Origin of the sequence: Xanthomonas sp. WCS2018Noco2-27 (genome assembly GCF_031843525.1) — a bacterium.
Lineage (GTDB): Bacteria > Pseudomonadota > Gammaproteobacteria > Xanthomonadales > Xanthomonadaceae > Xanthomonas.
Window position 1 is genome coordinate 55,050 of record NZ_JAVTIK010000020.1, and the last position, 25,435, is coordinate 80,484.

25 protein-coding genes and 3 other RNA genes are annotated in these 25,435 nt (G+C 62.0%); 13 read left to right on the forward strand and 15 right to left on the reverse strand.

The genetic code is table 11. From position 1 onward, the window contains the following. Nucleotides 1-16: 16 nt before the first annotated feature. Both RQH86_RS21490 and RQH86_RS21495 read right to left on the reverse strand, forming a co-directional pair. Nucleotides 17-217, reverse strand: coding sequence for a helix-turn-helix transcriptional regulator (locus tag RQH86_RS21490; RefSeq protein WP_055847119.1), 201 nt, complete (start codon nt 215-217; stop codon nt 17-19). Then, entirely contained in the window at nt 214-801 is a 588-nt protein-coding gene (locus tag RQH86_RS21495) for a hypothetical protein (protein WP_311239331.1), read from the reverse strand. Before RQH86_RS21495 ends, RQH86_RS21490 begins: the two co-directional genes overlap by 4 nt. Before the next feature lie 607 nt (nt 802-1,408). Here RQH86_RS21495 and RQH86_RS21500 point away from each other — a divergent pair. Then, nucleotides 1,409-1,484, forward strand: a non-coding RNA gene (locus RQH86_RS21500) — sX9 sRNA. 76 nt (nt 1,485-1,560) lie between these two features. On the opposite strand, the gene RQH86_RS21505 is transcribed toward RQH86_RS21500, so the two are convergent. The 3 genes from RQH86_RS21505 to RQH86_RS21515 form a co-directional block, all read right to left on the reverse strand. Continuing rightward, complete coding sequence (locus RQH86_RS21505) at nt 1,561-2,205, reverse strand: NAD(P)-binding domain-containing protein (protein ID WP_311239332.1); 645 nt, start codon at nt 2,203-2,205, stop codon at nt 1,561-1,563. A 146-nt stretch (nt 2,206-2,351) separates the two neighbouring features. Next, nucleotides 2,352-2,798 carry an Rrf2 family transcriptional regulator gene (locus RQH86_RS21510; RefSeq protein WP_311239333.1) on the reverse strand — a complete coding sequence of 149 codons (447 nt, stop codon included), beginning with the start codon at nt 2,796-2,798 and terminating at the stop codon, nt 2,352-2,354. 125 nt (nt 2,799-2,923) lie between these two features. Beyond that, nucleotides 2,924-3,850 carry a LysR family transcriptional regulator gene (locus RQH86_RS21515; protein ID WP_311239334.1) on the reverse strand — a complete coding sequence of 309 codons (927 nt, stop codon included), beginning with the start codon at nt 3,848-3,850 and terminating at the stop codon, nt 2,924-2,926. 135 nt (nt 3,851-3,985) lie between these two features. Here RQH86_RS21515 and RQH86_RS21520 point away from each other — a divergent pair, with 135 nt between their 5' ends. Together RQH86_RS21520 and RQH86_RS21525 are read left to right on the forward strand one after the other, a co-directional pair. Further along, on the forward strand, nt 3,986-5,581 hold the full coding sequence (locus tag RQH86_RS21520; protein WP_311239335.1) for a GMC family oxidoreductase N-terminal domain-containing protein: 1,596 nt from the start codon (nt 3,986-3,988) through the stop codon (nt 5,579-5,581). 28 nt (nt 5,582-5,609) lie between these two features. Next, a complete protein-coding gene (locus RQH86_RS21525; protein WP_311239336.1) occupies nt 5,610-6,032 on the forward strand; it encodes a nuclear transport factor 2 family protein in 423 nt (140 codons plus the stop codon). A 73-nt stretch (nt 6,033-6,105) separates the two neighbouring features. On the opposite strand, the gene RQH86_RS21530 is transcribed toward RQH86_RS21525, so the two are convergent. Together RQH86_RS21530 and RQH86_RS21535 are read right to left on the reverse strand one after the other, a co-directional pair. Beyond that, nucleotides 6,106-6,181, reverse strand: a non-coding RNA gene (locus RQH86_RS21530) — sX9 sRNA. 60 nt (nt 6,182-6,241) lie between these two features. Next, the gene (locus tag RQH86_RS21535) at nt 6,242-7,189 is read right to left on the reverse strand and encodes a LysR family transcriptional regulator (protein WP_311239337.1); all 948 of its coding nucleotides are present in this window, start codon (nt 7,187-7,189) and stop codon (nt 6,242-6,244) included. 78 nt (nt 7,190-7,267) lie between these two features. On the opposite strand from RQH86_RS21535, the gene RQH86_RS21540 reads away from it, so the two are divergent. The 5 genes from RQH86_RS21540 to RQH86_RS21560 all read left to right on the forward strand — a co-directional run bounded on the left by RQH86_RS21540 (nt 7,268) and on the right by RQH86_RS21560 (nt 11,479). Continuing rightward, entirely contained in the window at nt 7,268-7,906 is a 639-nt protein-coding gene (locus RQH86_RS21540) for a DsbA family protein (protein WP_311239338.1), read from the forward strand. Further along, entirely contained in the window at nt 7,854-8,840 is a 987-nt protein-coding gene (locus RQH86_RS21545; protein ID WP_311260739.1) for an MBL fold metallo-hydrolase, read from the forward strand. Before RQH86_RS21540 ends, RQH86_RS21545 begins: the two co-directional genes overlap by 53 nt. Before the next feature lie 4 nt (nt 8,841-8,844). After that, complete coding sequence (locus tag RQH86_RS21550; protein ID WP_311239340.1) at nt 8,845-9,255, forward strand: nuclear transport factor 2 family protein; 411 nt, start codon at nt 8,845-8,847, stop codon at nt 9,253-9,255. Between the two features lie 218 nt (nt 9,256-9,473). Then, nucleotides 9,474-9,547, forward strand: a non-coding RNA gene (locus tag RQH86_RS21555) — sX9 sRNA. A gap of 372 nt (nt 9,548-9,919) precedes the next feature. Continuing rightward, a complete protein-coding gene (locus RQH86_RS21560) occupies nt 9,920-11,479 on the forward strand; it encodes a beta-xylosidase (protein WP_311239341.1) in 1,560 nt (519 codons plus the stop codon). A 121-nt stretch (nt 11,480-11,600) separates the two neighbouring features. Here the strand turns inward: RQH86_RS21560 and RQH86_RS21565 are convergent, their stop codons facing one another. Then, nucleotides 11,601-11,873, reverse strand: a complete 273-nt coding sequence (locus tag RQH86_RS21565; RefSeq protein ID WP_055847097.1) for a metal/formaldehyde-sensitive transcriptional repressor — start codon at nt 11,871-11,873, stop codon at nt 11,601-11,603. 65 nt (nt 11,874-11,938) lie between these two features. Here RQH86_RS21565 and dmeF point away from each other — a divergent pair, with 65 nt between their 5' ends. Beyond that, on the forward strand, nt 11,939-12,934 hold the full coding sequence (gene dmeF / locus RQH86_RS21570) for a CDF family Co(II)/Ni(II) efflux transporter DmeF (protein ID WP_311239342.1): 996 nt from the start codon (nt 11,939-11,941) through the stop codon (nt 12,932-12,934). 87 nt (nt 12,935-13,021) lie between these two features. Here dmeF and RQH86_RS21575 read toward each other — a convergent pair whose 3' ends face one another. Next, nucleotides 13,022-13,849: a ferredoxin--NADP reductase gene (locus RQH86_RS21575; protein WP_311239343.1), complete on the reverse strand. Its 828-nt coding sequence runs from the start codon at nt 13,847-13,849 to the stop codon at nt 13,022-13,024. 35 nt (nt 13,850-13,884) lie between these two features. Between RQH86_RS21575 and RQH86_RS21580 the strand changes: the two genes are divergently transcribed. The 4 genes from RQH86_RS21580 (at nt 13,885) to RQH86_RS21595 (ending at nt 17,622) form a co-directional block, all read left to right on the forward strand. Next, the gene (locus tag RQH86_RS21580; protein ID WP_115529432.1) at nt 13,885-14,883 is read left to right on the forward strand and encodes an ABC transporter ATP-binding protein; all 999 of its coding nucleotides are present in this window, start codon (nt 13,885-13,887) and stop codon (nt 14,881-14,883) included. Next, on the forward strand, nt 14,880-15,692 hold the full coding sequence (locus RQH86_RS21585) for an ABC transporter permease (RefSeq protein WP_193552480.1): 813 nt from the start codon (nt 14,880-14,882) through the stop codon (nt 15,690-15,692). The genes RQH86_RS21580 and RQH86_RS21585 overlap by 4 nt, the downstream gene beginning before the upstream one ends. Nucleotides 15,693-15,820: 128 nt before the next feature. Then, nucleotides 15,821-16,759 carry a 2-dehydropantoate 2-reductase gene (gene panE / locus RQH86_RS21590; RefSeq protein ID WP_311239344.1) on the forward strand — a complete coding sequence of 313 codons (939 nt, stop codon included), beginning with the start codon at nt 15,821-15,823 and terminating at the stop codon, nt 16,757-16,759. Between the two features lie 347 nt (nt 16,760-17,106). Next, entirely contained in the window at nt 17,107-17,622 is a 516-nt protein-coding gene (locus RQH86_RS21595; protein ID WP_055847079.1) for a hypothetical protein, read from the forward strand. A 135-nt stretch (nt 17,623-17,757) separates the two neighbouring features. Here RQH86_RS21595 and RQH86_RS21600 read toward each other — a convergent pair whose 3' ends face one another. The 6 genes from RQH86_RS21600 to RQH86_RS21625 form a co-directional block, all read right to left on the reverse strand. Further along, nucleotides 17,758-18,168, reverse strand: a complete 411-nt coding sequence (locus tag RQH86_RS21600) for an acyl-CoA thioesterase (protein WP_311239345.1) — start codon at nt 18,166-18,168, stop codon at nt 17,758-17,760. Between the two features lie 305 nt (nt 18,169-18,473). Further along, entirely contained in the window at nt 18,474-18,800 is a 327-nt protein-coding gene (locus RQH86_RS21605) for a thioredoxin family protein (protein WP_311239346.1), read from the reverse strand. Beyond that, nucleotides 18,772-19,266, reverse strand: a complete 495-nt coding sequence (locus tag RQH86_RS21610) for a flavodoxin (RefSeq protein ID WP_311239347.1) — start codon at nt 19,264-19,266, stop codon at nt 18,772-18,774. The genes RQH86_RS21605 and RQH86_RS21610 overlap by 29 nt, the downstream gene beginning before the upstream one ends. 76 nt (nt 19,267-19,342) lie before the next feature. Then, nucleotides 19,343-20,617, reverse strand: a complete 1,275-nt coding sequence (locus tag RQH86_RS21615; protein ID WP_311239348.1) for a hypothetical protein — start codon at nt 20,615-20,617, stop codon at nt 19,343-19,345. A gap of 85 nt (nt 20,618-20,702) precedes the next feature. After that, nucleotides 20,703-21,746, reverse strand: coding sequence for a ribonucleotide-diphosphate reductase subunit beta (locus tag RQH86_RS21620; protein WP_115514209.1), 1,044 nt, complete (start codon nt 21,744-21,746; stop codon nt 20,703-20,705). Between the two features lie 177 nt (nt 21,747-21,923). After that, nucleotides 21,924-24,422 carry a ribonucleoside-diphosphate reductase subunit alpha gene (locus RQH86_RS21625; RefSeq protein ID WP_055847057.1) on the reverse strand — a complete coding sequence of 833 codons (2,499 nt, stop codon included), beginning with the start codon at nt 24,420-24,422 and terminating at the stop codon, nt 21,924-21,926. Between the last annotated feature and the right edge of the window lie 1,013 nt (nt 24,423-25,435).

A 25,435-nucleotide genomic window follows, 5' to 3' on the forward strand; every position in this document is an offset into this window, starting at 1 on the left:
GTTGTGACCACCGCAACTACTGATCATCGTCATACAGAAACACGTGCTCGATCGGTTCGCCGAACAAGCGTGCAATGCGAAACGCCAATGGCAGGCTGGGATCGTACTTGCCGGTCTCCAGCGCATTGATGGTTTGCCGCGACACGCCCAGCTGCTCGGCCAACTCGCCTTGCGACCAGCCGCTGGCTTCGCGCAATGCACGTACCCGACTCTTCATTGATAGCGGCGTGCATTGATGGCCTTGGTGAAGCCATAGGTGATGCACAGCACCGGAAACACCCAGATCATCGCCGCCGCTGCCGGCACCGCGATCAGCTGCGCCGATTGCAGGAAGCCGGCGGTCATGTACGCCAGGCTCACCAGACCTGCGGCAATGGCGATCGATTCCAGCTCGATGCGGCGTTGCATTTCATCCGAATCATGTACAAAACGCGCCACCGCACGGACCACGAACATCAGCAGCAAGGCAGGCAGCAGCGCAATCAGCACACGCATCCAGTTGGCGTCCACACTGGCCAGCAGATGCCGCCAACACAGCATGACCACGACGTAGGCCAGCATCGGCGGCGCAAGCTCCGTGTGATACCGGCGGACCAACGCAGGTGGCGCACTGTCGCGAAAGCTGCCGCACGAGACGTGCAGCATCAGCGCCACCAGCAAGCCGCCCAGGCCGACGCCGATCAGCAGCCCCTGGGCGTAATCGCTCACCTGCCATGGCAGCCAGCGCCGCAAGGCACCCAGCAGAATCAGGACAACGCTGCAGACCGGCAGTACACGCAGCGCCACTGTCTTGGCGCTCATGGTGCGCCCAGCGATGTCGTGGCCGCCTGCGCGTGGATCGCTGTGCACTGCATGGCAGTACAAGCAGATTCCTTGAGCATCACAGCACTGCAAGGCAATGCGTGCACCGGCGACATGTTTGCGCTGCTGTTCACCCCACACCCCTGTGTCAAGTTCCCTTGACACGCAGAGTGCGCGCAGATTTGGGGCGTGTCAAGCATCCTTTACACCGATGTGGAGCGGATGTGGGCGTTGATCCGTCATCGTTGCGGATGCCGCTGTAGGCCAACTCCAAGTCGGTACGCATAAGACATAGCGCACACGATATGGAGCGATCATTCGCCTCCTATCCGTGCCGCGTATAGAGGGGAATTGACCAAGATGGTGTTACTCGTGCGCTGAGATGCCGCTCATTGGGGGCATCGCATGCCAGCACAGCGCCATTAGCGAGTGCTGGCTAAGGTGTTGGAAAGAGCGAAGCGCAGCACCGCGCACCTTCGTGACAAGGCGTGCGCCAAGCGACCAGAGGCTTGAGCATTCCCGCTTTGACTTTAGCGCAGCTAAAAAACGACCATGCTCACCGCCAGGCGGGCGCGGCCGGTGCTCGGTGCTCGGTGCTCGGTGCGGCATAGTCCACGCGTACACGCCGGTTCGGAGCGCGCCGTTCACACCCACTGACGACTGCTCGCTACGTGGTGTTAGCCGCTCTTCATCGGTTGCAAAAGCAGTGCGGGTGGATGGAACAGAGGTTCCATCCACCCGCAACCTGGCGCCTTGTGGTCAAAGCTTTACGAAGTTCTGGGCAGAAAGCGAGCCGAAAGGCAGCGATGCAAGCGTCCCGCCGACATCGAGCGATCCGAGGTCCACCGGCGCAAAGCCCATCGCGTCGATGAGCGCGTGCACCTCGGCCTTAGCCGCAGCGTCGTCCCCGGAATAGAACAGCACGCGCTTGCCGCCGGCTACTTCAGGTTCGGCCAGGACGTTGACATCGAGGTGATTGAACGCTTTGACAACCCTCGCCCCTGGCACGAAGTGCTTGAACACCTCGCTCGAATGCTTGCCCGCCAGATCCACGGCCTTGATGCCGTAGGCCGCCAGTGGATTGCTGGGATCGTTGGCGTCCGCAGAAGCCGGGTCGATAAACTCAACCGGATTGGTGCCATCGATCACGATGCGCCCATTCCACGCTGGCAGGCCGGTCATGACTTTCTCGGCATCAACCCAGCGTACCGCGGCAATCACGATGTCCGCGCTCGCCGCTTCGGCAGCGCTGACTGCGGTAATCGAGAGGCCAAGCTCATCGACCAGCGCAGCGAGCGAAGCCGGTCCACGGCTGTTTGAAATCGATGCTGCAATCCCTTTCTTGGCGAGTGCACGTGCGACGTTGGCGCCAAGCGCGCCAGAACCAATAATGCCGATGCTCATGATCTATTCCTGTTGATGTGATTGAAGTTGAGGGGTTCTAAAGTGAGAGAGGTTGCCAGCACCCCAAAACACTGGCGGCTCTGATGTCGACGTGATCTATCGAAATATATATGTGTCGTCGACTTATCGACATTTAAGCTGAAAAATTACCAGACCAGAGGGATCGAGAAGTTTCCCAACCGAGCGACGTCGGTGGCCACATCTGCGATGGTGGTTTTTCCGAGTTCGCTTTCAAGTGCTCTGCGAGCTCGGGTCAATGTCGGCTCAAGCGCGGCCAGGATGTTACCGCCCACCGCACAACTCTTGCAGGGCGGCGTCCGATGCACCGCAAACAGCTCCGTATCCTCCACCGCCGCATAGACATCGAGCAGTTTGATCTGCTTGGCCGGTTTGGCCAGCATCGCGCCACCGCCGGCGCCAAGTTGCGAACGCGTCAGCCCCGCCTCGCTGAGGCGTGACAGCAGGCCACGGATGACCACAGCACCGGTATTGGCCGAATACGCCAGGTCCTCCGAACGCATCGGCGTGCCATCGCCCACTGCAAGCGCAGCCAGGATATGGGTGGCGACGGCGAAACGGCTGCTGGTGGGCATGGGTTGAAGTGGATCTAGTGAATGTGTGTAACAAACACTAATACATATAGTTGAGCGTGTCCATCTTTTTGTTTGATCTCTGCCTGTCTGGGTGACGTGCGACGCACCAACCGTCCAATGCCCCGCTAGTCCGGGAGGTCCGTGGCGACCTGCCGGCCCCTGGTGCAATGCTTCAGACGCTCAATCATCCAGCGGCCTGCAGGGCCCGGCGGCGCGCTGAGGCGGTAGATCGCCGAGATGGGCATCTGATATCCCCCGACCGGTGTGGCCTCGATCGGAAGCACGACGAGCCGTCCTTCGGCGATGTCGTTGGAGACCGCGTGAAACGGCATGCCGCCCCACCCCAGGCCACTGAGAAGAAAAGCATGCTTGGCAAACAGGTCCGCCAACCGCCAGGTCAGCGGAGACAGCACACCGAACTCCTGCCCTTCCGAGATGCTGGAGCGGTCCGTCAATACCAGTTGCACATGCTTGGCGAGCTCCTCGCGCGGGATCGGCCCGTCATAAGCGGCAAGCGGGTGACCGCTGGCTGCCACGCTGACAAAGTTGATCGTGGCAATTTGTTCCGACTCCAGGCCACTGGGCAACATCTGCAAGGACCCGACAACACCAAAGCTGGCGCGGCCATCGACCACCGGCTGCATCGCGCCGCCAAGCGCCTCGACAAATAACCGCAGCGGCGTGTCCGGGAACTGGACACGAAATTCGTGCGCGGCTTCTGCCATGGCAGTGATCGGGAAAAAGACGTCGATCACTGCGACGAGTTCAGGCTCCAGGCCACCGGATATCCCTTTCGCCCGGGCTTTCAGGTTCTCGACGCCTGCGATGATGGCTCTTGCATCCGAGAGCAGCACCTTCCCTTCCGGGGTCAGCCTGGGATATCGGCCCTGCCGATCGAACAGGCGGACGCCAAGCTGCCGTTCAAGATTGTTCATCGTTTCCGAGATGGCGGACTGCGTGCGCCGAAGGCGTCTGCCCGCCGAGGAAAAGCTCCCCTCTTCGGCTGCGGCGATAAAAGTTCTCAATTGATCGAGCGATAGACCATCCAGCATGTTGGCGCCTTATGTGATTTTTGCTTACTTGCCCATCCAACGGATTAAACGATGGATTACATCGAAAAATACAGGCTTGTTGGCAGTAACACCCAGGTGTCAGCATCGCCGCCACATCTTCTTAAGCCACTCTCGATGATCGATCGCAACGACGCTGGAAGCACCGGCAAGGATCTGCCGCAGCCCCGTTCCAATGCCGCAGGCATCATCGATGCATCAGGTGCTACATACGATCTGATCATCGTTGGTGGCGGGTCCGCCGGCGCAGTATTGGCCAACCGTCTGAGTGCCGATGCATCGCGTCGCGTGCTGCTGATCGAGGCAGGCGTGGCCTATGCACCTAACGCGTATCCGGACGCAGTACGGCGCCAGGATCTGGTGGGCGGCGATCCACAACACGACTGGGGCTTTCAATCGGAGCCTGGCCTGCTCGGCAGGCGCATGCCACTCAATCGCGGCAAGGTGCTGGGGGGCTCGTCGGCGATCAATGGCGCAGTGGCGATGCGGTTGCCGAAGTCTGACCACGACCGCTGGGCCCGGGAACACGATCTGGCGGCACTGAGCTGGGACGCCACACAGCCGTTCTACCAGTCGCTGGAGCGTACCTCCGGGACCGGTGGGACTGGCCATGACGGCCCCTTCCCCGTGCATCAGCTCGGCGACGAAGAAGTGTCAGACCAGCACCGCGCCTTCATTGCCTCCGCCGTCGCTGCAGGCCATGAGCGCTCGGCCGGGTTTGCGACCGCGCACCCACTGGGCGTCGGCCCTTATGTCATGAACACCCGCATGGGCGTGCGGCTCACCACCGGCATGACCCTGCTGAGCGAGGCGGTGCGTGCCCGCGCCAACCTGACCATCCGCGACCAGGTGCTGGTCGATGCCGTCGTGCTGGAAGGTACGCGCGCCACCGGAGTGCGTCTGGCCAGTGGCGAGGTGATCAGCGCTGATGCAGTCGTTTTATCGGCAGGCACCTACGCCAGTCCTGCGATCCTGATGCGCTCGGGGATCGGTCCTGCCGACACGCTGCGCAACCTCGGCATCGACGTGGTGGCCGATCTGCCGGTGGGCCGTCGCCTGCAGGACCACCCGCTGGTTCCGACCGTGTGGTCGATTAAAAAGGAGGCCGTCGGCCTGCCGTATCCGCCCATCGGCGCCATGCTGTGGACGCGATCGCAGCATGCCGTCGGAGATGAGGCCGACCTCAACATCAGCACTGCGGCGCTGCCCGACGATGGGCAGTCATCCGACAACGCCATGTTCCTGCTGTTTGCGGCGCTGGTGCGCCCGCGATCGGTTGGCTCTGTGACCATCGCCAGTCGCGACCCGCAGGCGGCACCGATCATCGATCTGGGTTTCCTCAGCGATGCGGGCGATCGGGAGCGCTTGATCGACGGCGTGGAACTGATCCGAAACATCGCGCGGCACACGCCGTTTGCAGATGTGGTCGGCGGCGAGCTCGCGCCGGGCGCAGCTGTGAGCGATCGCGCCGCGCTGGATGCCACCCTGCCTGCCAGCGTGGCGACCTACCAACATCCAACCTCCACTGTGCCGATGGGAGGCGAGCGCGACCCGACTGCTGTGGTGGACATCGATGGCCGCGTCCGCGGGATTGAGGGATTGCGTGTTGTCGATGCATCGATCTGGCCCGACGTGCCTTCGGTCGCGACAGCATTCCCGACCATGATGCTGGCCGAACGTATCGCATCCAACTGGATTTGGCCAAAAGCCTGACCACACCACCAACCCACCGGAGCAATGCATGAACACGCCAGACACCCACACCGCTGTCCAACTTCTACAACGCACCTTGGACACGTTTCTCGCCAAGGATATGAAAGGTTGGTCCGAACTCTGCGACGAGAACGTGGTCGTTGAGTTTCCGTTCGCACCCGATGTGTCGTCCAGGAAACTGGTAGGTCGCGCCGCTATCTACGAGTATCTGCGCAATTACCCGAACGTGATCGACGTCAAGACCATCCCGAGCCTGAAGATCCATGCCACCGACGATCCCAACGTGGCTATCGCCGAGTGGAGTGCGTCGGGCACGGTCATCTCCAACGGCAACCCGTATGAAATGAGCTATGCCACGGTGGTGACGTTCAAGAATGGCCTGGTGGTCAATTACCGCGAGTATTGGAATCCGATGGCCTTTCTTGCAGCACTGAGCGACGCAAAGTTCTAAGCGTGATCGGCTGGGGAGCGGCCCTGGTGGCGCCTGCGGTCAAGGCCGCACGTGGCCAACCGCGACTTCGAGCGGCTAACAAACCGTAGCGAGCAGTCGCCAGGTGGGTGTGGACGACGCGGAGGAACCGGGGTGTACGCGTGGACCATGCCGCACTGAGCACCGGCCGCGCCCGCCTGGCGGCTGCAAAGTTCTTTTGTTAGCCGCTCTTAGCGTTGGGTAGATTGTCGCAAGGCTTCTCGCTCGACCAGCATGTCCACAAATGCGCGGACCTTGGTCGGGCGATAACGGGCAGCAGGAAATACCGCATGGATACCGCCCGAAGGCAGGCGCCAATGCGGCAGTACTTCAATCAGGCGCCCTGCAGCGAGGTCCGCTGCCACTACATAGTCTGGAAGCACGGACAAGCCGGCGCCCTGGCACACCGCTTCGCGCACCGCCATCGTGGCATCCAGAAAAATGGATGCCTGCACGTGTACCACCTGGGTCTGTCGCTGATTCGACGAGAAGGTCCACCGCAAATGATCACGCAACGCAGTGTTGGCGACAAAGGGCAACGAGAGGATGTCGGCCGGGCTATCGAGCGTTGCGAGCTCCGCTGCCATGGATGCGGGAGCGACAAGCAGTTGGCGGAAGGTGCCAATTTTTCGCGCTTGCTCGCTTGTTTCGGCCAGCCATCCGACCCGGATGGCAACTTCGATATGACTGGACATCAAATCCAGCGTTTGGTCGCTGAGCACCGCATCCACCTTGCACAAGGGATAGCGCTTGGTGAATGCAGCGATCGCAGGCACCACCACGCCCACGCCATAGTCGAACGGTGCGGTGAGCCGCAACATCCCCGACGGCTCGGCGGATCGATCGGCCAAGCCGTCAAACGCATGCTCGGCCTCGCGCAGAATCGATGCGCAACGCGCGTAGAACTCCTGCCCCACCTCGGTGGGTTGCACTTTACGCGTGGTGCGCACCAGCAGAGAGGTTCGGAACTCGCGTTCCAGTCGAGCCACTTGTTGGCTCACTACCGCCTTGGTGATGCCCAAGCGCTCCGCCGCAGCGGTGAACGAGCCGGTTTCCACCACGGCGACGAAGTACGCCAGGCGGCGGAGATTGCCGAGGTCGCCGGGCCCGTCTCCCACTTGATTGGATGCTTTCAACATACGATGCATTTACCACGTATGTATTTATCGATCAATGATCGATCCCTAGGATGGGTCCCACAGTCACAAGGAAAGCCCATGAACACCACCTTGCACTATCTGTTCGACCCGCTTTGCGGCTGGTGCTACGGCGCAGCGTCGACCATTTCCGCACTGGCCACCGCACCTGGCATCGCTGTTCAACTGCAGCCTTCCGGATTGTTCGCCGGCAAGGGTGCACGGACGATGGACGATCAATTCGCCGCGTTTGCCTGGGCGAACGATCAGCGCATCGAACATCTGACCGGGCAGCGTTTCACCGAACGTTATCGCCAGCAGGTTCTCGGCGATCGCCAGCACCCCTTCGACAGTGGTGCAGCCATATTGGCGCTGACCGCTGTCTCCCTGGTAGCACCGGCACAGCAACTGACGACGCTGAAGGCCATTCAACAGGCCCGTTACGTTGACGGGAAAGACGTGACCACCACTGCCGGGCTGGTCAGGCTTCTAGAAGACCTGCACCTTGCGGACGCTGCCACACGATTGGCGCAGGCAGATGCCGAGCTTCTCGCCGTGGATCGGATGCGCATTGAAAGTGCGCAAGCACTGATGCGTGAGTTCGGCGTCCAAGGCGTACCGACGTTCATCGCAGAATCCGGCGGGAAGCGATGGCAGATCGATGCACATGCCGCCTACACCGATCCAAGCGCATTCGTACGTCAACTTCAGGCCGCTTGAAAACACCGTTGCATCTTTCCAAAAGGAACGAACCATGACGACACGCAGAGAGCTCATCAAGACCATTGCCGTGGCAGGTATCGCCTCAGCCGTGCCCGCCGTCAACACTGCAATCGCCGCGCAGGCGCCTTTAAAGCTGCAGCATTTTCCCGCTGGTGAAAACGGGTTTTTTCGCGCGCCGGTCCTGATCTCCGGCGCGCGCGAAGCGGTGCTGATCGATGGCGGCTTCACGCTACCCGATGGCAAAGCGCTGGCTGATGCAATCAAGGCCGGTGGCAAAACGCTGACCACCATTTACGTCAGCCAAAGCGACCCTGACTATTACTTCAGCCTGGGCCCGATCAAGGCCGCGTTTCCTGATACACGCATCATCGCCGCATCTGCCACCGTTGCGGCCATCAAGCGTAGCGTCGAGAAAAAGCTTGCAACCTGGGGCCCCCAGCTCAAGGAGAACGGGCCGCAGACACTTGCAGACATCGTCATGCCGGACGCATTCGATGGCAATGCGATCACGCTGGAAGGTCAATCCATCGCCATTGTGGATGCAGACGGCCTGGCCAACCGCCGTTACCTCGCACTCAAATCGCTCGATGCAATCTTCGGTGGCGTGCTGGTGTTCTCTGGCGTGCATGTATGGACGGCCGACACGCCGAGTGCGGAAGGACGTAAGGCATGGATCAAGACACTCGATGCGATGGCGGCCCGCAAACCGGCGCTGGTGATTCCTGGACATATGGCACCGGGCGCCGCGACCGACGTGTCGGCGATCCACTACACGCGCGACTATCTGTTGGCATTCGAAGAAGAACTGGGCAAGGCGTCCAATAGCGCCGCGCTCATCGAGGCCATGACCAAGCGCTATCCGGGAGCCGGCATGGGCACTGCACTGCAGATCGGTGCGAAAGTCGCCAAGGGCGAGATGAAGTGGGGTTGATCCGATGAAGACCAATCTGGACATCATCCGGGCAACCTATGAAGGCTCTTCCGAAGAGAACGGCAAGCACCTGTCCGCAGCGCTAGCGCCTGAGGCCACCTGGACAGAGGCGGCAGGCTTCCCTTACGCGGGGACCTATACCGGTCCCGCAGAAGTCTTCGAACAGGTGTTTCATCGGCTGGCGACCGAGTGGGTGGGCTACAAGGCCGAGGTTCACACGTACTTGGCCGACAAGGACTACGTCGCAGCATTTGGCACGTATTCCGGCACCTACGCAAAGACCGGGAAATTCATGCGCGCAACCTTCGCGCATCTGTATCGGCTCAAGGACGGCAAGATCCAGAGCATGGAGCAGTATGTCGATAGCTTGATGGTTCACCGGGCGATCGCAGTCGCCGAGGAACCGCAGGGTTAGCAGCAGATCTGCGGACGTGTTGGTGCGGGCAGTGGTCTTGACGATGTCTGGCATCGTCAAGACCACGTTCGAAAGACCACGGCCGATTGCAGCTGCGCGCCCGACTCAGCCAGATTGCATTGGCCAAGTGGCCCACGCTGGCGGTCGCGATGATGTAGCGCAGCTAGCAAAACGACTGTACTCACCGCCAGGCGGGTTCGGCCTGTGCTCGGTGCGGCATGGAACACGCGTCCACTCCGGTCCCTACGCGCAATCCACATCCCCGACGATTGCTCGCTAGGTTTTATTAGCTGCTCTTAGGTGCTCAAGCGCTGTGGCGAAGTCGATCAGCTACGACAGGGTCCCGGCAGTGGCCGCGCCGATGTGCGGCACCGCTGCTGAGCATTCATTCTGCCAAGCGTGCTAAGACAATCTGCACTCACACACAATCACACCGCGCTGCTGCAATGGTGGCGCCACTGCTCGCCCCCTGCAATCGATGCGACCGCTAACGAACGCGACTGTGCGCATCCCTGCGCACGAACATCCCACGGCTAGCCGCGATAGTCAGCACATGCATTCCGTTATTCTTGAGCGCCCGGCGACGGTCACCAGCAAAACGCCTGCGCGCGTCATCGCGCACGTGCATTTGCATAAGCCGCTGCACACACCATCAGGAGAGACGATGCGGTTACCCATCTTGCTTGCGATGACGCTGGCCTGCAGCACGGCATTACCGGCGCCGGCGCACGCCGCCGCACCGCGCGACATTGCAGTGGATCTCTCCACCGCCGGCAAGCCGGTGGATCGCTTCGCCACGCTGTCGGTGGGCTCGGATTTTCCGGGCACGCTGATCCGCGCCGAGACGCAAGCGCATCTGGTGCCTGCCGTGCAGGAACTGGGATTTCGCTACATCCGCTTCCACGATGTCTTCCACGATGCGCTTGGCACCGTCAAAGAAGTGGACGGCAAGCTGGTGTACGACTGGACCAAGCTGGACCAGCTGTACGACGCATTGCTGGCCAAGCGTATCCGCCCGTTTGTCGAGCTGGGCTTTACCCCAAGCGCGATGAAAACCTCTGAGCAGACATTGTTCTACTGGAAGGGCAATACCTCGCACCCGGATCCGGCCAAGTGGACCCAGTTGATCGATGCGTATGTGCGGCACATCCGCGACCGCTACGGCGCCGATGAAGTACGGCAGTGGTATTTCGAGGTGTGGAACGAGCCGAACTTGAAGGACTTCTGGGAAAATGCCGACCAGCAGGCCTACTTCGATCTGTATGCCAACACCGCGCGCACCATCAAGGCGATCGATCCGCAGCTGCGCGTCGGTGGCCCGTCCACTGCTGGCGCGGACTGGGTGCCGGAGCTGCTGGCCTTCGTTGCCAAGAACACACTCCCCATCGATTTCGTCACCACGCATACCTATGGAGTGGACGGCGGTTTTCTCGATGAAGACGGCAAGCAGGACGTCAAGCTGTCCGCATCGCCGGATGCCATCGTGGGCGATGTGCGTCGCGTGCATGCGCAGATCAAGGCATCGCCGTTTCCGCAGTTGCCGCTGTATTTCACTGAGTGGAGCAGCAGCTACACACCGCGCGATTATGTCCACGACAGCTATATCAGTGCGCCCTACATTCTGACCAAACTCAAGCAGGTGCAAGGGCTGGTGCAGGGCATGAGCTACTGGACCTATACCGATCTGTTCGAAGAACCCGGCCCGCCGCCGACGCCGTTCCATGGCGGGTTCGGGCTGATGAATCGCGAAGGCATTCGCAAGCCGGCGTGGTTTGCCTACAAATATTTGAACGCGCTGCAGGGCCGCGAAATTCCGCTACCCGATGCGCATGCGCTGGCAGCGGTGGATGGCAAGCGCATCGCCGCGCTGGTGTGGGATTGGCAGCAGCCGGTACAGGCGGTGAGCAATACGCCGTTCTATACCAAACTGGTGGCCGCCACCGAGAGCGCACCGCTGCAGTTGCGCATGACCAACGTGCCCGCAGGCAATTACACCTTGCAGGTGCGCAAGACCGGCTACCGCCGTAACGACCCGCTGTCGCTGTACATCGACATGGGCCTGCCCAAGGCCTTGAACCAGACCCAGTTGACCCAGCTGCAACAAGCCACACGCGACACGCCCGAGCAGGACACTCGCATCCGTGTCGGCGCCGATGGCCTGGTTAAGGTCAATGTGCCGATGCGTAGCAACGATGTGGTGCTGGTGACCTTGCAGCCGCGCTGAGCGATGCATCGCCGATGTTGCCAGTCACGTCATCGCCGTGGCTGGCAGCGCGCAGGGATGGATGCTGCGATTGGCGCCGCTGTGCAGGTAATCCGCGCACGGTATCAGGCCAGCAGCGGCGTCACTTCAGATAGGTTTTGAGGATGGCGGCGACATCGTCGACCGCCAGCTCCCGGTCGCCCAGCGCATCCGGCGCGGCCACGTGATGCTTGAGATGTTCGCTGAGCAACTCGACCATCAACCCCTGCGCCGCACCACGGAACGCGGCGACCTGGGTCAACAGCGCGGTGCAGTCCACATCCTGCGCCAAGGCTTTCTCAAGCCCTTCCACCTGCCCGCGGATCCTGCGCACGCGCGCCAGGAGCTTGGATTTATCGTGGTTCAGATGTGACATTGCCCTATACCCCACGGGGGTATCTCAGATACCCTACGGGGGTATCGTAGCCAGAGCTCACACCGATGTCGATCACGCACACCACGCCCCACTGCGCGCAGTCGCACCGCTTTGCCAGCACCAACCCGCTGGCCGAGCGCAACACCCGCAAGGCCGTGATCCTGACCGTGGTGATGATGGTGGTGGAAATCGTCGGCGGTTGGACACTCAACTCCATGGCCTTGCTCGCCGATGGCTGGCATATGAGCTCGCATGCGCTTGCATTGGGGCTGGCGTTGTTCGCCTACCGCTTTGCGCGGCGGCATGCCACCGACCCGCGCTTTACCTTCGGCACCTGGAAGGTCGAGGTGCTGGGCGGCTACAGCAGCGCGCTGCTGTTGCTGGGCGTAGCCGGCCTGATGGCCTTCCAGTCGGTGGAACGGCTGTTCTCGCCCCAGCCCGTCCAGTATCAGGAAGCCACGGTCATCGCGGTGATCGGCCTGGTGGTCAATCTGATCTGCGCGTGGTGGTTACGCGACTCGCATGCGCACGGGCACGATCACAGCCATGCGCATGAGCACGCGCATCATGGTCACGGTCACGCGCATGGTGAGCATGCTCACCACCACGACGGTCACGCCGATCTGAATCTACGTGCCGCGTATCTGCACGTGGTCGCCGATGCCGCCACCTCGGTGCTGGCGATCGTGGCCTTGGTCGCCGGCATGCATTGGGGGGTGACGTGGCTGGACCCGCTCATGGGTATCGTCGGCGCGGTGCTGGTCACCGTGTGGGCGTGGGGACTGCTGCGCAGTACCGGCCGCGTGCTGCTGGATGCGGAGATGGACGCGCCGGTGGTGGCGGAAGTAAGGCAGGTCATCGCCGAGCTTCCGCATGCGATCACCATCGCCGACCTGCATGTGTGGCGCGTCGGCAGCGATCGCTATGCCTGCGTGCTCAGCCTGGTCACTGACGCAGACATCGATGCGGACCTGGTCCGCGCTGCGTTGCAGATTCACGAAGAACTGGTGCACATCACGGTCGAGCTGCAACGCCCGCCACTGCACACAGCGCGGGCATAGCCTCGCGCATGTGCAACCGCAGGCACGCTGCATGACGGTGCAGCACGCCTGCGGTTGCCGGCGCCATCGCGGCGGCGCCGGCGGTCCTCAGGTCTTTGCCGGTGGCGGACTGACGTATTTTTCGCGACGAATCTGCGCGTTCGGCAGACCAGCGGCCTTCAGTGCCTCGACGCAGGTGTCCACCATGTCCGGGTTGCCGCAGAGATAGGCGATATCGGTCTGGGCATCGGGCGCGAATTCGGGCAGATGCTGCTGCACATAGCCGTGCCGCACATCGGCATGCGGCGAGTCAGGCAGCTCGCGCGACAAGCACGGCACGTAGCGAAACTGCGGGTGCGCGTCGGCAAACGCGCGGAAATCCTCGCCGTACAGCAGCTCGGCCGGGGTGCGCGCGCCCTGCAGCAGGACCACCTGCACGCCACGGCTGGCGATCGCCTCGGCCAGCAACGGCAGCATCGACCGGTACGGGGTAACCCCGGTGCCGGTGGCGATCAGCACATAGCGCTGGTTGGCATCGCCCGGCGGCAGGCAGAAACGGCCATACGGGCCGCTGGCCTGCAACTGGTCGCCGATCCGCAGGCCTTCGAACAGCGCGGTGGCCGAGCCGCCGGGCACGAAACTCACCGCGATATCCACCGCCTCGCCCGGTCCCAGCGCGTGATCGTGAATGGTCGCCAGCGAATAGCTGCGCTTGGTCGGCGTGCCATCGGCACCGCTGAAATGGATCTGGATGAACTGCCCGGGCTGGAAATCCAGCGGCTGCCCGTCGTCACGCACGAACTGGCAGTGGGCCACGGTGGGCGCAATCATGCGCCGGTCAACAAGCTTGAGGGGAAATTGAACAGGCACGAACGTATTTAGGACAGTCTGTGATCGGGGCTTGCCCCCGCGGGCTTCTATAATAACGGCCTGCAACTCGCTGCGCCGTCACGCTGACGCGAAGGAACACCTTGAATTCCCCATCTCCGATCACCGCACCCGCCCTGCGCGTGTGCGATCTGCGCAAGACCTACGACAACGGCACCCAGGCGCTCAAGGGCGTGTCGCTGGATGTGGCGCCAGGCGATTTCTTCGCCCTGCTCGGCCCCAACGGCGCCGGCAAATCGACCCTGATCGGCATCATCAGCTCGCTGGTGAACCTGTCCGGCGGGCAGGTGGAAGTGTTCGGCACCGATCTGGTCGCCCATCGCAGCGAGGCGATGCGGCTGATCGGCCTGGTGCCGCAGGAGGTCAACTTCAATCTGTTTGAAAAGCCCTTCGACATCCTGGTCAATTACGCCGGTTTCTACGGCATGCCGCGTGCGGAAGCCGAGCGCCTGGCCGAAGTGGAGCTACGCCGCGCACACCTGTGGGAAAAGGCTCAGGTGATGAGCCGCACGCTGTCCGGCGGCATGAAACGGCGGTTGATGATCGCCCGCGCGATGATGACCCAGCCGCGCCTGCTGATCCTGGACGAACCCACCGCCGGCGTGGATATCGAGATCCGCCGCGATATGTGGCGCGTGCTGAAAGAGATCAACGCCGCCGGCACCACCATCATCCTGACCACGCATTACCTGGAAGAAGCCGAGCACCTGTGCCGCAATCTGGCCATCATCAACCACGGCCAGATCGTCACCCAGGGGCCGATGCGCGAATTGCTGGCCAAGCTCGACGTGGAAGGCTTCCTGTTCGACATCGACGGTGACCTGCCCACTCAGCTGCCGGCGATCGAAGGCACCACGCTCACCGCCATTGACAGCCACACGCTGGATCTGGACATGCCGCGCGCGATGGACCTCAACCGCGTGTTCGCCGCGCTGGGCGATGCCGGCATCCGGGTGCGCTCGATGCGCACCAAGAGCAACCGGCTGGAAGAATTGTTCGTTCGTCTGACCGGACCCGGCGAGACCCTCGCCGACCCGGCTCCTGCTACAGCGGCGCCCGTGCGCCCGGCAGGTCACCCATGAGTTCCCCGGAGCCTTCGATGTCCGCTGTTCCCGCAACACCCCGCCAACGCAACTGGATTGCGCTGGGCACCATCGTGCGCCGCGAAGTGCAGCGCATCCTGCGCATCTGGGGCCAGACCCTGGTGCCGCCGGCCATCACCATGACGCTGTACTTCCTGATCTTCGGCGGGCTGATCGGCTCGCGCGTGGGCGACATGGGCGGCTACACCTACATGCAGTTCATCGTGCCGGGCCTGGTGATGATGAGCGTGATCCAGAACAGCTACGGCAACATTTCGTCGAGCTTCTTCGGTGCCAAGTTCGGCCGCCACGTGGAAGAACTGCTGGTCAGCCCGATGCCCAACTGGGTGATCCTGTGGGGCTATGTGTCCGGCGCGGTACTGCGCGGGGTGATGGTCGGTGCGCTGGTGCTGATCATCGCCATGTTCTTCACACCGGTCCGCATCCCGCATCCCTTCGTGACGCTGACCACCGTGCTGCTGGGCGCGATCATCTTTTCGCTGGCCGGCTTCGTCAACGCGGTATACGCCAAGAAGTTCGATGACGTGGCGATCGTGCCCACCTTCATCCTGACCCCGCTGACCTACCTGGGCGGTGTGTTCTATTCGGTGAAGTTGCTGCCCGGCTGGGCCGAAGCGGCCACGCATGCCAACCCGATCTTCTACATGGTCAACGCCTTCCGCTACGGCCTGCTCGGCAGCTCCGACGTGCCGATCTGGGTGGCCTACGCGCTGATGCTGGGCTTTGTCGCGGTGCTCAGCGCGCTGGCGCTGTGGCTGCTGCGCCGTGGTGTGGGGTTGCGTAGCTAACGCCGGGCACGGATTTTATTGGGAACGCCGGTTGCTGGCGGACACGCTTCCCCCCATCCGCCCTTCGGGCACCTTCCCCCGCCTGCTGGGGAAGGGCAAAACCAGATTGACTGAGGACAGATCACATCATGCGCATGCTCATTCTCGGCGCCGGCGGCACCGGCGGCTACTTCGGCGGACGTCTGGCGCAGGCCGGCGTGGACGTCACCTTCCTGGTACGCGATGCGCGCGCGGCGCAGTTGCAGGCCGATGGCTTGCGCATCCGCAGCCCGCTGGGCGATGCGGATCTGCAGGTGGCGCATGTCACTGCCGCTGCCTTGCCGGCGCTGGTGGCGCAGCAGCCGTTCGATCTGGTGATCCTCAGCTGCAAGGCCTACGACCTGAATAGCGCGCTTGAGGCGATTGCACCGGCGGTGGGCGAACACACCACGGTGCTGCCGATCCTCAACGGCCTGCGCCATTACGCGGCGCTGGACGAGCGCTTCGGCGCGGCGCGGGTGCTGGGCGGGCTGTGCTTCATCAGTGCGACCAAGGGCGAACAGGGCGAGATCCTGCATCTGGGCAAGCCGGCGGCGATCACCTTTGGCGAGCGCGATGGCAGCGCAGACTCGGCACGCGTGCAAGCGTTTGCCGCAGCGTGCACGCAGGCGGGTATTGACCATGTGGCCAGCACGCAGATCGCGCAGGAGCAGTGGAATAAATACAGCTTCCTCACCGCACTGGCAGCGGCTACCTGCCTGATGCGCGCACCGGTCGGCGCAATCGTCGCTACCGACGATGGGCGTGCGTTGATCAACGGCGTGTACAACGAATGCCTATGGGCCGCCGATGCGGCCGGTCAGACGATTCCCGAGCCGGCGCGTGCGAAAGCTTTGCAGACCTTGTTGCAGGTGGATTCGCCGTTGAAGGCGTCGATGCTGCGCGATCTGGAAGCCGGCCAGGATGTGGAAGCGGCGCAGATCGTTGGCGACATGCTGAAACGGGTGCGCGAGACCGGTCGCAATGCACCGCTGCTGATGGCGGCGAATGTGCATCTGCAGGCGTATCAGGTGTTGCGGCATAGCTGAGGCTGTTGGAGTGCGTGCGGGCGGTTGGGCTACGTGTAAACCGCGCCCCCATCCGCCCTTCGGGCACCTTCCCCCGCAGGCGGGGGAAGGGAGCGGGGAGCAAGGATGATGGTAACTACACGGCACTGGGCCGATGGTCTCCGTCTCCACTACACCTCGTTACTCTGGTACGTCCCTTCTCCCGCACGCGGGAGCTACACCTCGCTGCTCTGGCACATCCCTTCTCCCGCTCGCGGGAGAAGGTGGCGCAAAGCGCCGGATGAGGGCGCGCCGGGTTCGCGTAGCCTTCGCGCTGCAACGACGCGTTGCCCACGATGCTCTGCGTCCCATCACCCGCGTAGCCTCCCATGAAGCTGCTCAGCCACCTGTTCCGTGCCGGTCACTTCGTGATCCTGGCGTTTTTCGTGCTGTGCGCGGCGGGGCTGGTGGGGATGGCCGGCTTGGAGTTGTGGCATGGCTTCACCCCGGGCGGCGACATGGTGGTGCGCGACCGCTTCAATGTGGTGCTGGAGGCGATCGGCCTGCTCACCGTGGCGCTGGTGACGCTGGAACTGGGCCAGACCATCTTCGAAGAAGAGATCCTGCGCGACGTCAAAGTCAGTGGCCCCACCCGCGTGCGCCGCTACCTGTCGCGGTTCTTCGTGGTGATCGTGATTGCGTTGGCGATCGAAACGCTGGTATCGATCTTCGAGCTGATGCACGAGGACCCAGCCAAACTGCCGTATGCCGCTGCCGTCGGCCTGTGCGCGGCGCTGTTGCTGATTGCCTGGGGCGTGTTCGTCAAACTCAATCGCAGCGCCGAAGAACTGGAACCCGAAGCGATGGAAGAAACCAAGCGCGAGGACCGTGAGGTCCAGGAATAACAACGGCGATCTGGCAACTGCGCAATCATCGAGCGGGTGTGGCGGCGGCGAGTGCCAGGTGCGCGCTGCGGTGCGTGCGCCCTCGCCGCTCACAGCCGACGAATGCTCGCGGCGCTGTGACCACGCTGGTCTTGATCATTTAGCGCCAGCAGCTGGCAACGGCGGCACCATCGTCGGCTTGCCATCGTCACCGAGCGCGATCATCACGAAGTGGCCACGGGTGCACAGCTCGCGCGCTCCGCTGAGCAGGTCTTCGGCGATCAGCTCCACTTCCACCTTGATCGAACTGCGCCCCACCGACACCACCCGCGCGATGGTTTCAACCATCTGGCCCTGGCGGATCGGCAGCTTGAAATCCACCTGGTCCGAGCGTGCGGTCACCACCGCGCGCCGCGCATAGCGCGAGGCGGCCAGAAACGCGGCCTTGTCCATCCACGCCAACGCCTGCCCGCCGAACAGCGTGCCCATGTGATTGGTGTGGTTGGGGAACACGATTTCGACCATGCGCACTTCGGTCGGCGGTGGCGTCTGCGGGCTGTCTGACATGGCGGATTCCGTTGAGAGGATTGGTTGGTCGATGCGTGCAGACGCGATTGCAGCAGCGGCGGCGCCGGGAAGCGGCGCGATGCGCGCAGCGGCGTGCGCGAGCGCGCAGTGCAGGCCATGCCGCATGAGCGGGCACCGGCATCCGGTTTGCACGTGGCGGCCCGCCGATTGACAGCTGCAGGCAGGTGCATCGCGCATCCATTGCACGGGCTGGTGCGGTGGGTTGTCTCGGTAATGCCCTCGCGGCCGGGGCCGCTCCTACAGGAGCGCTACGGCGTGCCGGCGCGTTGCGAACAGATGCAGGTTCAGAGGCTGGTCTTGACCGCGGTCTCTACCTGCGCCGGCGACTGGAAACCAGGCAGGCGCGCCACTTCGCTGCCGTCGCGGTACAGCGCCAGGGTCGGCGTCTGCCGCAGGCCCAGGTCGCGAAAAAATTCTTCGCCTACCACTTCCAGCTTGACCTTCAACAAGGCCACGCCTTCGGCCGCATCGCTGTTGGCGAACTTGATCAGCGACATGTCGAGCATCTTGCAGCCCGGGCAATTGTCCTTGTAGTAGTCGACCAGCAAGCGCGGATGCGCGGCCAGGGCGGCAACGTAGTCGTCAGGGGTGGTGGCGTGGAGCGTCTGCATGGGGGGTGTTCTCGAACGGTGTGTCGGTAAGGGCAAGAATGGTGTCGGTCCAACGTTGAATCTTGGTGGCGTCGCGCTCGCCATGGGGCATTTGTTCGATCTCCAGCCGCGGATAGCGCGTGCCGAAGAACGCGGCAATGCGCCGGGCCGCACCGCAGTAGTTCTCCTCGCCCCACTGCGTCTCGCCGGTGCCGAACACCGCCAAGCGCTCCGGTTTGCCGACCGCGTTGACGAGCTGCTCGATGAAGCGCTTCATCTCCGGCGGCGTGCGCCCAGCATTGATGCTCCAGCTGCCGAGGATATAGAGATCGTGCTCGACACCGTTTGGACACGCCTGCGCCAGCGTCTGGATGTCGGCATCGATCCAGGTTACCTCGTGCCCCAGTTCCTCGCAGCGCGCGCAGATAGCGCGCGCGACGTCGCGCGTGTTGCCGCTGAGCGATGTGTGGGCGAGGAGGATGCGCACTGTTTGACTGCCTTTTTGTCTGATCGGCAAACTACTAGGCGCCTAGAGACGTACTTCCCAGTAAGCGAGACTAAGCCTAGCTCTTCGGAGCAAGCGGCTCTTCTGGCAAGGTATTGTTGATGTTCTTATCCACCGTGATATCAAGAAACTTTTTGCGAAGAGCTGGAACAGCATCCATGGCGGATTGAAAAGCCTTCGAACTTACAAGCTCATGCCAGGGGCTGCCGTGAGTTGTCTCTTCGACGAGGCGAAGCGGCGCTTCCTCCAGCCGAGTAAGGGCTGAGCCGAACAGCCTTGCCTCGAAAGCTTTGTCAATTCGTGCCGCCTCTCGCCTGTAACCCTCGTAAGCTTTAGCAACAGAAGCCTTGAAGCCATAGTCTTCAGCTAAGCGGAATCTTTGGCCGATCTGCTTCGTTGCTAGCCAGGCGAACCATATGGGTGCACCCACGCTCAAAGCTGAGAGCACCGCATGCGTCAGAACGATTGCCCAATGCGTCTCGTTCTGCAAGGCAGCAGTAAGCTCTCGAACGCGGCTGCTACCAATGAACGTTCCTATACCAAGAGCGACAAGCAGCCCTACCACCCACGCCCACATAGAATTGTTCAAACTTTTCGCTCGAGCATCGAATGATGCGGCCAAGCCAGTTGTCGTGGTGATGCGATAAGCTTCTTGGCACTGTTTTACAAGTTTATCTGCTTCTTCAGCACTGACTTGTGCCTTCTTCGCAAACTGCTCACTCTGTTTATGATGTTCCTCGACACGCCCCAGGGCCGTGGCTGAGCTTGTCGAAATTTTCTCTACTTCGTTTCTTGCTCTTTTAAGACTTTCCAAATCGGCTGGCAGCGAATCTGCCGCTTCGGTCGCATCGGCGATTTGTTTGATGCTTGCTTGCAGTTCGTTGCGATCCGGGACGATCTCTTCGAGTGTCGCCTGCATTGACCGCAGTCGATTACGGAGCTTGGTGGGGATAAGGCGGTTGTCAGAAATCTCCTGCCAATCCAGATGAGGCTTTAGAAGCGCTTCTATTGCTTCGATTGTCTGGATGTAGGCTGGAAATGCACCCGTAGCATTACCGTTATACAAATGCGGAACCGTGTTGATTTTAAGGTACTCGATTCGGCTTGGGTAGGATTCAATTACATACAGCGTTTGGGAATCGATATCTTCGATGTCAGCATTTCTGATTCGCGCAGCGAGCTTTGTCGCCATTCCACCTAAGTCATGCCGTGTCAGCCCAGGGCAGTTCCACCCGAATGCCTCGCTTAGAGTTCGATCATCTTTCCAAGCTTTGACCGTGTAATCGCCAAGGTCTTCGAGCGAATCACAAATTTTCTCAATATGCCCTAGCACAGCGATCCCCCTTAAAGCACTGAGCAAACCTAAATGCGCATTTGAAGCAGCTCACTGATCAGACCCGGCGTTGACTTAGCCTTAATCAAAGATCGTCGAACCCATTATCCGAATTGGTCTTCTTGTACGACGCATTGCGCATCTCGAAGAAGTCGGTCTTGGTTTCGGTGAAGTTGTCGGCGTAGGCCTTGATCCACGGCATCACGTTGTCGTTGGCGCCTTCGTACAGCTTCTCGATGCCGAGCATGCCGGCCATCTTGTTGGCGCGATACTTCACGTAGCGGATCATCTCGTCCACGTCGATGCCGTCGATGCCGTCCAGCACTTCGGCGGTCCACACCGTTTCCAGATCGATCGCGTGCTCGAATGCCTTGTGCACGTAGTCGGTGAGCTGGTCGCCCTGCAGCGCCTGGTTCTCGCCGATGATGGCGCGAATCAGCTCGCTGATGAACTTGGAATGCGCCAGCTCATCGCGGTTGATGAAGCTGATAATCTTGCCGGTGCCGGTCATGCGGTTCTGGCGGACCAGATTGTAGAAATACGCAAAGCCGGAATAGAAGTTGATGCCTTCCAGGATCGAGGACTGGATCAGCGCGCGGATCAGCGTTTCGGCGGTCTTGTCGCGCAGGAAGTCGTCGTAGGCGCCCATGATCGGCGCATTGCGCTTGATGATGGTCGGGTGCGTGCGCGCAAGCTCGAACACGCGGTTCTGATCGGCCAGGCCGGTGATCGAGGCCAGCACGTAGCTGTAGCTCTCGTTATGGATCACTTCCTGCTGGCCGATGATCGCGGCATTGGCATGCGCGGCCGGGTCGGTGATGTATTCGGCGACGTTGTAGATGAAGCGCGTCTGCGGCGAATCCAGCGTGGCCAGCAAGCCGATGATCGAATCGTAGGCATTCTTTTCGCGTGACGACAGCTCGTTGTACTGGCGCGCATCGCCCTTCATGTCCACCTCGTCGGGGATCCAGAAGTTGGTCGACAGCTCCTTGTACGCCCGATAGAAGGACGGGTACGGAATGTCGTTCCAGTTGAGGATGCCGGAGGTCTGACCATTGATGATGCTGGTCGAACGGTTCGGGTGACGCGGCTCAAGAATTTTGATGCGTTCAAGCGGTGTTGCAGACATGGGTCTCTACTCGTGTTTCAGGCGTCGCACGTACAAAAGGGAACGGCGACAGCAAATCATGCTGGAGGAAAGCCCCCTAAGTTAGGGGGCGCGCCGAAGGCGCGGTGTGTGGGAGCTGATGAGCCGGGGCCCATGGTTCGCAAGGCGAACCATGGGGAGCTAAAGCGCGAATGCGCTTTAGCTCGAACACCACTCGCACTCACTGATATCGATGTCGTTGGAGCGCACGTAATACGTGGTCTTCAAGCCTTCGCGCCAGGCGGTCATGTGCAGATCCAGCAACGTGCTCGCACGGATGGTGCTGGGCACGTAGAAGTTGAAGCTGATCGACTGGTCGATGTGGCGCTGACGACGCGCGTTCTGGCGCACGCTGGCGAACTGGTCGACCTTGTAGGCGCCCTTTTCGTAGTACGGCCAGGTTTCCAGCGACAGGCCCGGAGCGGCGACCGGACGACGGAAGTCCTTCTTTTCTTCGTAGTAGAACGCGCTGTAGATCGGATCGATCGACGCGGTGGAGCCAGCGATCTGCGCGGTGCTCATGTTCGGCGCCACGGCCAGCATCCACGCATTGCGCACGCCATTGACCGACACCTGTGCCGACAACTCCAGCCACTGCGGGCTGTTGTAATCGCGCGCACGGAAGTACTCGCCGTTATGCCAGTCGCTGCCGCGGAACACGCTGTAGGTGCCCTTTTCCTTGGCCAGCTCCATGCTCGCCTGGATGGTCAGGTAGTTGATGCGCTCGTACAGTTCGTCGCTGTAATCCTCGGCTTCCTTGGCATTCCAATGGATGGCCTTCTGCGCCAGCAGGTGATGCCAACCGAAGGTACCCAGGCCGATGGCGCGGTACTTCTGGTTGGTGATCGTGGCCTGCGGCACCGGCAGCTGATTGAGATCGATCACGTTGTCGAGCATGCGCACCTGGATCGGGATCAACCGCTCCAGCACGTCGGCGCCCAGCAGATCGGCCTGGTCGTCCTGCGCGATGATTGCGCGGCCCAGGTTGATCGAGGACAGGTTGCACACGACGAAGTCGCCCGCCTTCTTGGTGGTGACGATCTGATTGCCGCTGATGATCTCCTGCATCATCCGCGTCGGGCTCATGTTCTGCAGGATCTCGGTGCACAGGTTGGACGAATAGACCATGCCCTCGTGCTTGTTCGGATTCTTGCGATTGACTTCATCGCGATAGAACATGAACGGATTGCCGGTTTCCAGCTGGCTGACCATGATGCGCTTGAAGATTTCGATCGCCTTGACGGTCTTGCGCGTGATGCGCTCGTCGGCAACGACTTCTTCGTACTTGCGACGGAAGCTGCTGTTGGCGTCGCCCTTCTTCTCGTCGTAGAAATCCTGCAGGTACCAGCCCTTGACCCGCTTGACCTCATGCGGATCGAACAGGTACCAGTCGCCGCGACGCTCGACCGCTTCCATGAATAGGTCCGGGATGCACACCGAGGTGAACACGTCGTGCGCACGCAGGCGCTGGTCGCCGTTGTTCAACCGCAGGTCCAGGAACGACTCGATGTCGCGGTGGAAGATGTCCAGATAGACCGCGATGGCGCCCTTGCGCTGGCCAAGCTGATCCACCGACACGGCGGTGTTGTTGAGCTGCTTGATCCACGGCACCACGCCGCCGGACGAATTGGACACGCCGCGGATCGCCGAACCGGACGAACGCACATAGCCCAGGTACGCGCCCACGCCGCCGCCGTGCTTGGACACGCGCGCCACGTCGGTGTTGGAGTCGTAGATGCCCTGCAGGCTGTCGTCGACGGTGTCGATGAAGCAGCTCGACAGCTGGCCGCCGACCTTGCCGGCGTTGGCCAGCGTCGGCGTGGCCACGGTCATGTACAGGTTGGACAGTGCCCAGTAGGCCTCGCCCACCAGCTGCATGCGGCGCTCGCGGCTACCCTTGCCGGTGCCGATCTCGTCCTGCATCAGGTACAGCGCAATCGTCAGCCAACGCTCCTGCGGCAGCTCGAACACGCCGCGCGAGTTGTCGGTGGCCAGGTAACGGGTGGCCAGCAGGTACAGGCCGTTGTAGGCGAACAAGGTGTCGCGCTCGGGCGCGATCATCTTGCCGGCTTCGATCAGCTCGTCCTTGGAGTAGCGGCGCAGGATGTCGTTGGAATAGACATTACGGTCGGCCAGGCTTTCCTGCAGGCCGACGAACGAGCCGTACTTCTGGCTGGCGTCGTAGAAGCGGTTGCGGCTGGCGCGCTTGTACAGGCGGCGCAGATACAGACGCGCAGCGAAGTGCTCCCACTCCGGGGTGGTCAGATCGACGCGGGCTTCAGCCTCGCGGATCAGGTGGTCGACCAGGTCGTCGGCATTGACGCTGTCCTTGCGATCGACAAAGCCGAACACCGAACGCTTGTAGTCGGCCACGTCCAGCTGCGGGAACTCGGCATGGATCTGATCGATGGCGCGCTCCAGGCGCTCCGGCTCGAACGGAATCTTGCGATTGCCGGCTTCCTTGGTGATCCAGGTGGAAACGGTTTGTTCTTCGATGGTCTGTGCGTGCATTGCAATGGCTTGGCGGGGGGGCGGCACGACGTCCGACGGGTCGGTCAACTCCGGCGCGCTACGGGCGGGCGCGCTGACACTGGCGGGAACGCTGGTGTTGGTTAGGGTACCGGCGGCGATCGCGGCAAGGGTGTCGTTGGTGGTCATGCGTCCTCCATGCGTAGGCACACGAACCCGCTCGGGGACGGGCTACGACCGGTTCCGGACTCCCTGGACAGCGATGACGGTGCGGGACGACCAGCACGCAAGACACGCAGTCTGCGGCGGCATCGCCATCACCAGCCATCTCCTTACCGGAGATTCCACGGCCGCCACCGCGCGGTGTGCTGTCGCGTGGTGGTCAGTGGCGAAACAACCGCAACCTCATCGGCCCACGCAGTCCGCTCCACGGCGTTGCCCTGGATGACTGGATGAAACCGAATGCGGTTGCGGCGAGGAGGCTGATCGACCGCGTACCTACCGCAGTTCGTGCTCTTTCAGGTCCAGCTGCTTGGGGCAGCCAACCACCGACTCCCCCAAGATAGTGGGGTAGCTGGGAGGGGTCAACACCAAATGTAGGAAAAAACCGCAAACCCTTGTGGCACAAAGCACTGTCTGACGAACGGTCGTCGCCAGGCCGCAGGACCCGCCAATTCGACTGCGCAGTCAAGGCCCAAACGGGCATTTTTGCTGACCAGTTGGGTTCGGTTGGGTTGGCTGCGACACGCATCAATGCTGAAGCCGGTCACAGTTGGCCGTCACTGCCTCAGCCGGCACCGCACGCCTGGCGCGCTGCTCTAACGGCGGCGTATCCGCAACACGCGCCAACGCACTTCATCAGTACGGAGCCCCACAACCAAGCATCGCCCGGGCGATTGACCGATGCGGAGCGATGTCGCGCGGCACACCCGGCAACACCAGGAACGCGCCACTGCCGAATCCAGGTCGAGCGCGCGGTGCCCTCACCGCTCGCGGGACACGCCATGAACCCGTCCCTGGGGGCTCGGTGGCGGCATCCATGCCGCCACACGGTCCCGCAAGCGGCGAGGACACCGCACCAGAACGTTGGTCGGTGGTCGCGTGAAAGCTGCTTGTAGCGCGCTGCACATCAAACATTGCGCCGGCGCGTCACGATCCGACAACGCGCATCAAACCCTGCTCCTACCGTGCATACCAACCAT

Coding starts and splice junctions, on each gene's coding strand:
- RQH86_RS21490 (WP_055847119.1), bottom strand. CDS start 217: ATGAAGAGTCGGGTACGTGCATTGCGCGAAGCCAGCGGCTGGTCGCAA.
- RQH86_RS21495 (WP_311239331.1), bottom strand. CDS start 801: ATGAGCGCCAAGACAGTGGCGCTGCGTGTACTGCCGGTCTGCAGCGTT.
- RQH86_RS21505 (WP_311239332.1), bottom strand. CDS start 2,205: ATGAGCATCGGCATTATTGGTTCTGGCGCGCTTGGCGCCAACGTCGCA.
- RQH86_RS21510 (WP_311239333.1), bottom strand. CDS start 2,798: ATGCCCACCAGCAGCCGTTTCGCCGTCGCCACCCATATCCTGGCTGCG.
- RQH86_RS21515 (WP_311239334.1), bottom strand. CDS start 3,850: ATGCTGGATGGTCTATCGCTCGATCAATTGAGAACTTTTATCGCCGCA.
- RQH86_RS21520 (WP_311239335.1), top strand. CDS start 3,986: ATGATCGATCGCAACGACGCTGGAAGCACCGGCAAGGATCTGCCGCAG.
- RQH86_RS21525 (WP_311239336.1), top strand. CDS start 5,610: ATGAACACGCCAGACACCCACACCGCTGTCCAACTTCTACAACGCACC.
- RQH86_RS21535 (WP_311239337.1), bottom strand. CDS start 7,189: ATGTTGAAAGCATCCAATCAAGTGGGAGACGGGCCCGGCGACCTCGGC.
- RQH86_RS21540 (WP_311239338.1), top strand. CDS start 7,268: ATGAACACCACCTTGCACTATCTGTTCGACCCGCTTTGCGGCTGGTGC.
- RQH86_RS21545 (WP_311260739.1), top strand. CDS start 7,854: ATGCCGCCTACACCGATCCAAGCGCATTCGTACGTCAACTTCAGGCCG.
- RQH86_RS21550 (WP_311239340.1), top strand. CDS start 8,845: ATGAAGACCAATCTGGACATCATCCGGGCAACCTATGAAGGCTCTTCC.
- RQH86_RS21560 (WP_311239341.1), top strand. CDS start 9,920: ATGCGGTTACCCATCTTGCTTGCGATGACGCTGGCCTGCAGCACGGCA.
- RQH86_RS21565 (WP_055847097.1), bottom strand. CDS start 11,873: ATGTCACATCTGAACCACGATAAATCCAAGCTCCTGGCGCGCGTGCGC.
- dmeF (WP_311239342.1), top strand. CDS start 11,939: ATGTCGATCACGCACACCACGCCCCACTGCGCGCAGTCGCACCGCTTT.
- RQH86_RS21585 (WP_193552480.1), top strand. CDS start 14,880: ATGAGTTCCCCGGAGCCTTCGATGTCCGCTGTTCCCGCAACACCCCGC.
- panE (WP_311239344.1), top strand. CDS start 15,821: ATGCGCATGCTCATTCTCGGCGCCGGCGGCACCGGCGGCTACTTCGGC.
- RQH86_RS21595 (WP_055847079.1), top strand. CDS start 17,107: ATGAAGCTGCTCAGCCACCTGTTCCGTGCCGGTCACTTCGTGATCCTG.
- RQH86_RS21600 (WP_311239345.1), bottom strand. CDS start 18,168: ATGTCAGACAGCCCGCAGACGCCACCGCCGACCGAAGTGCGCATGGTC.
- RQH86_RS21605 (WP_311239346.1), bottom strand. CDS start 18,800: ATGCAGACGCTCCACGCCACCACCCCTGACGACTACGTTGCCGCCCTG.
- RQH86_RS21620 (WP_115514209.1), bottom strand. CDS start 21,746: ATGTCTGCAACACCGCTTGAACGCATCAAAATTCTTGAGCCGCGTCAC.
- RQH86_RS21625 (WP_055847057.1), bottom strand. CDS start 24,422: ATGACCACCAACGACACCCTTGCCGCGATCGCCGCCGGTACCCTAACC.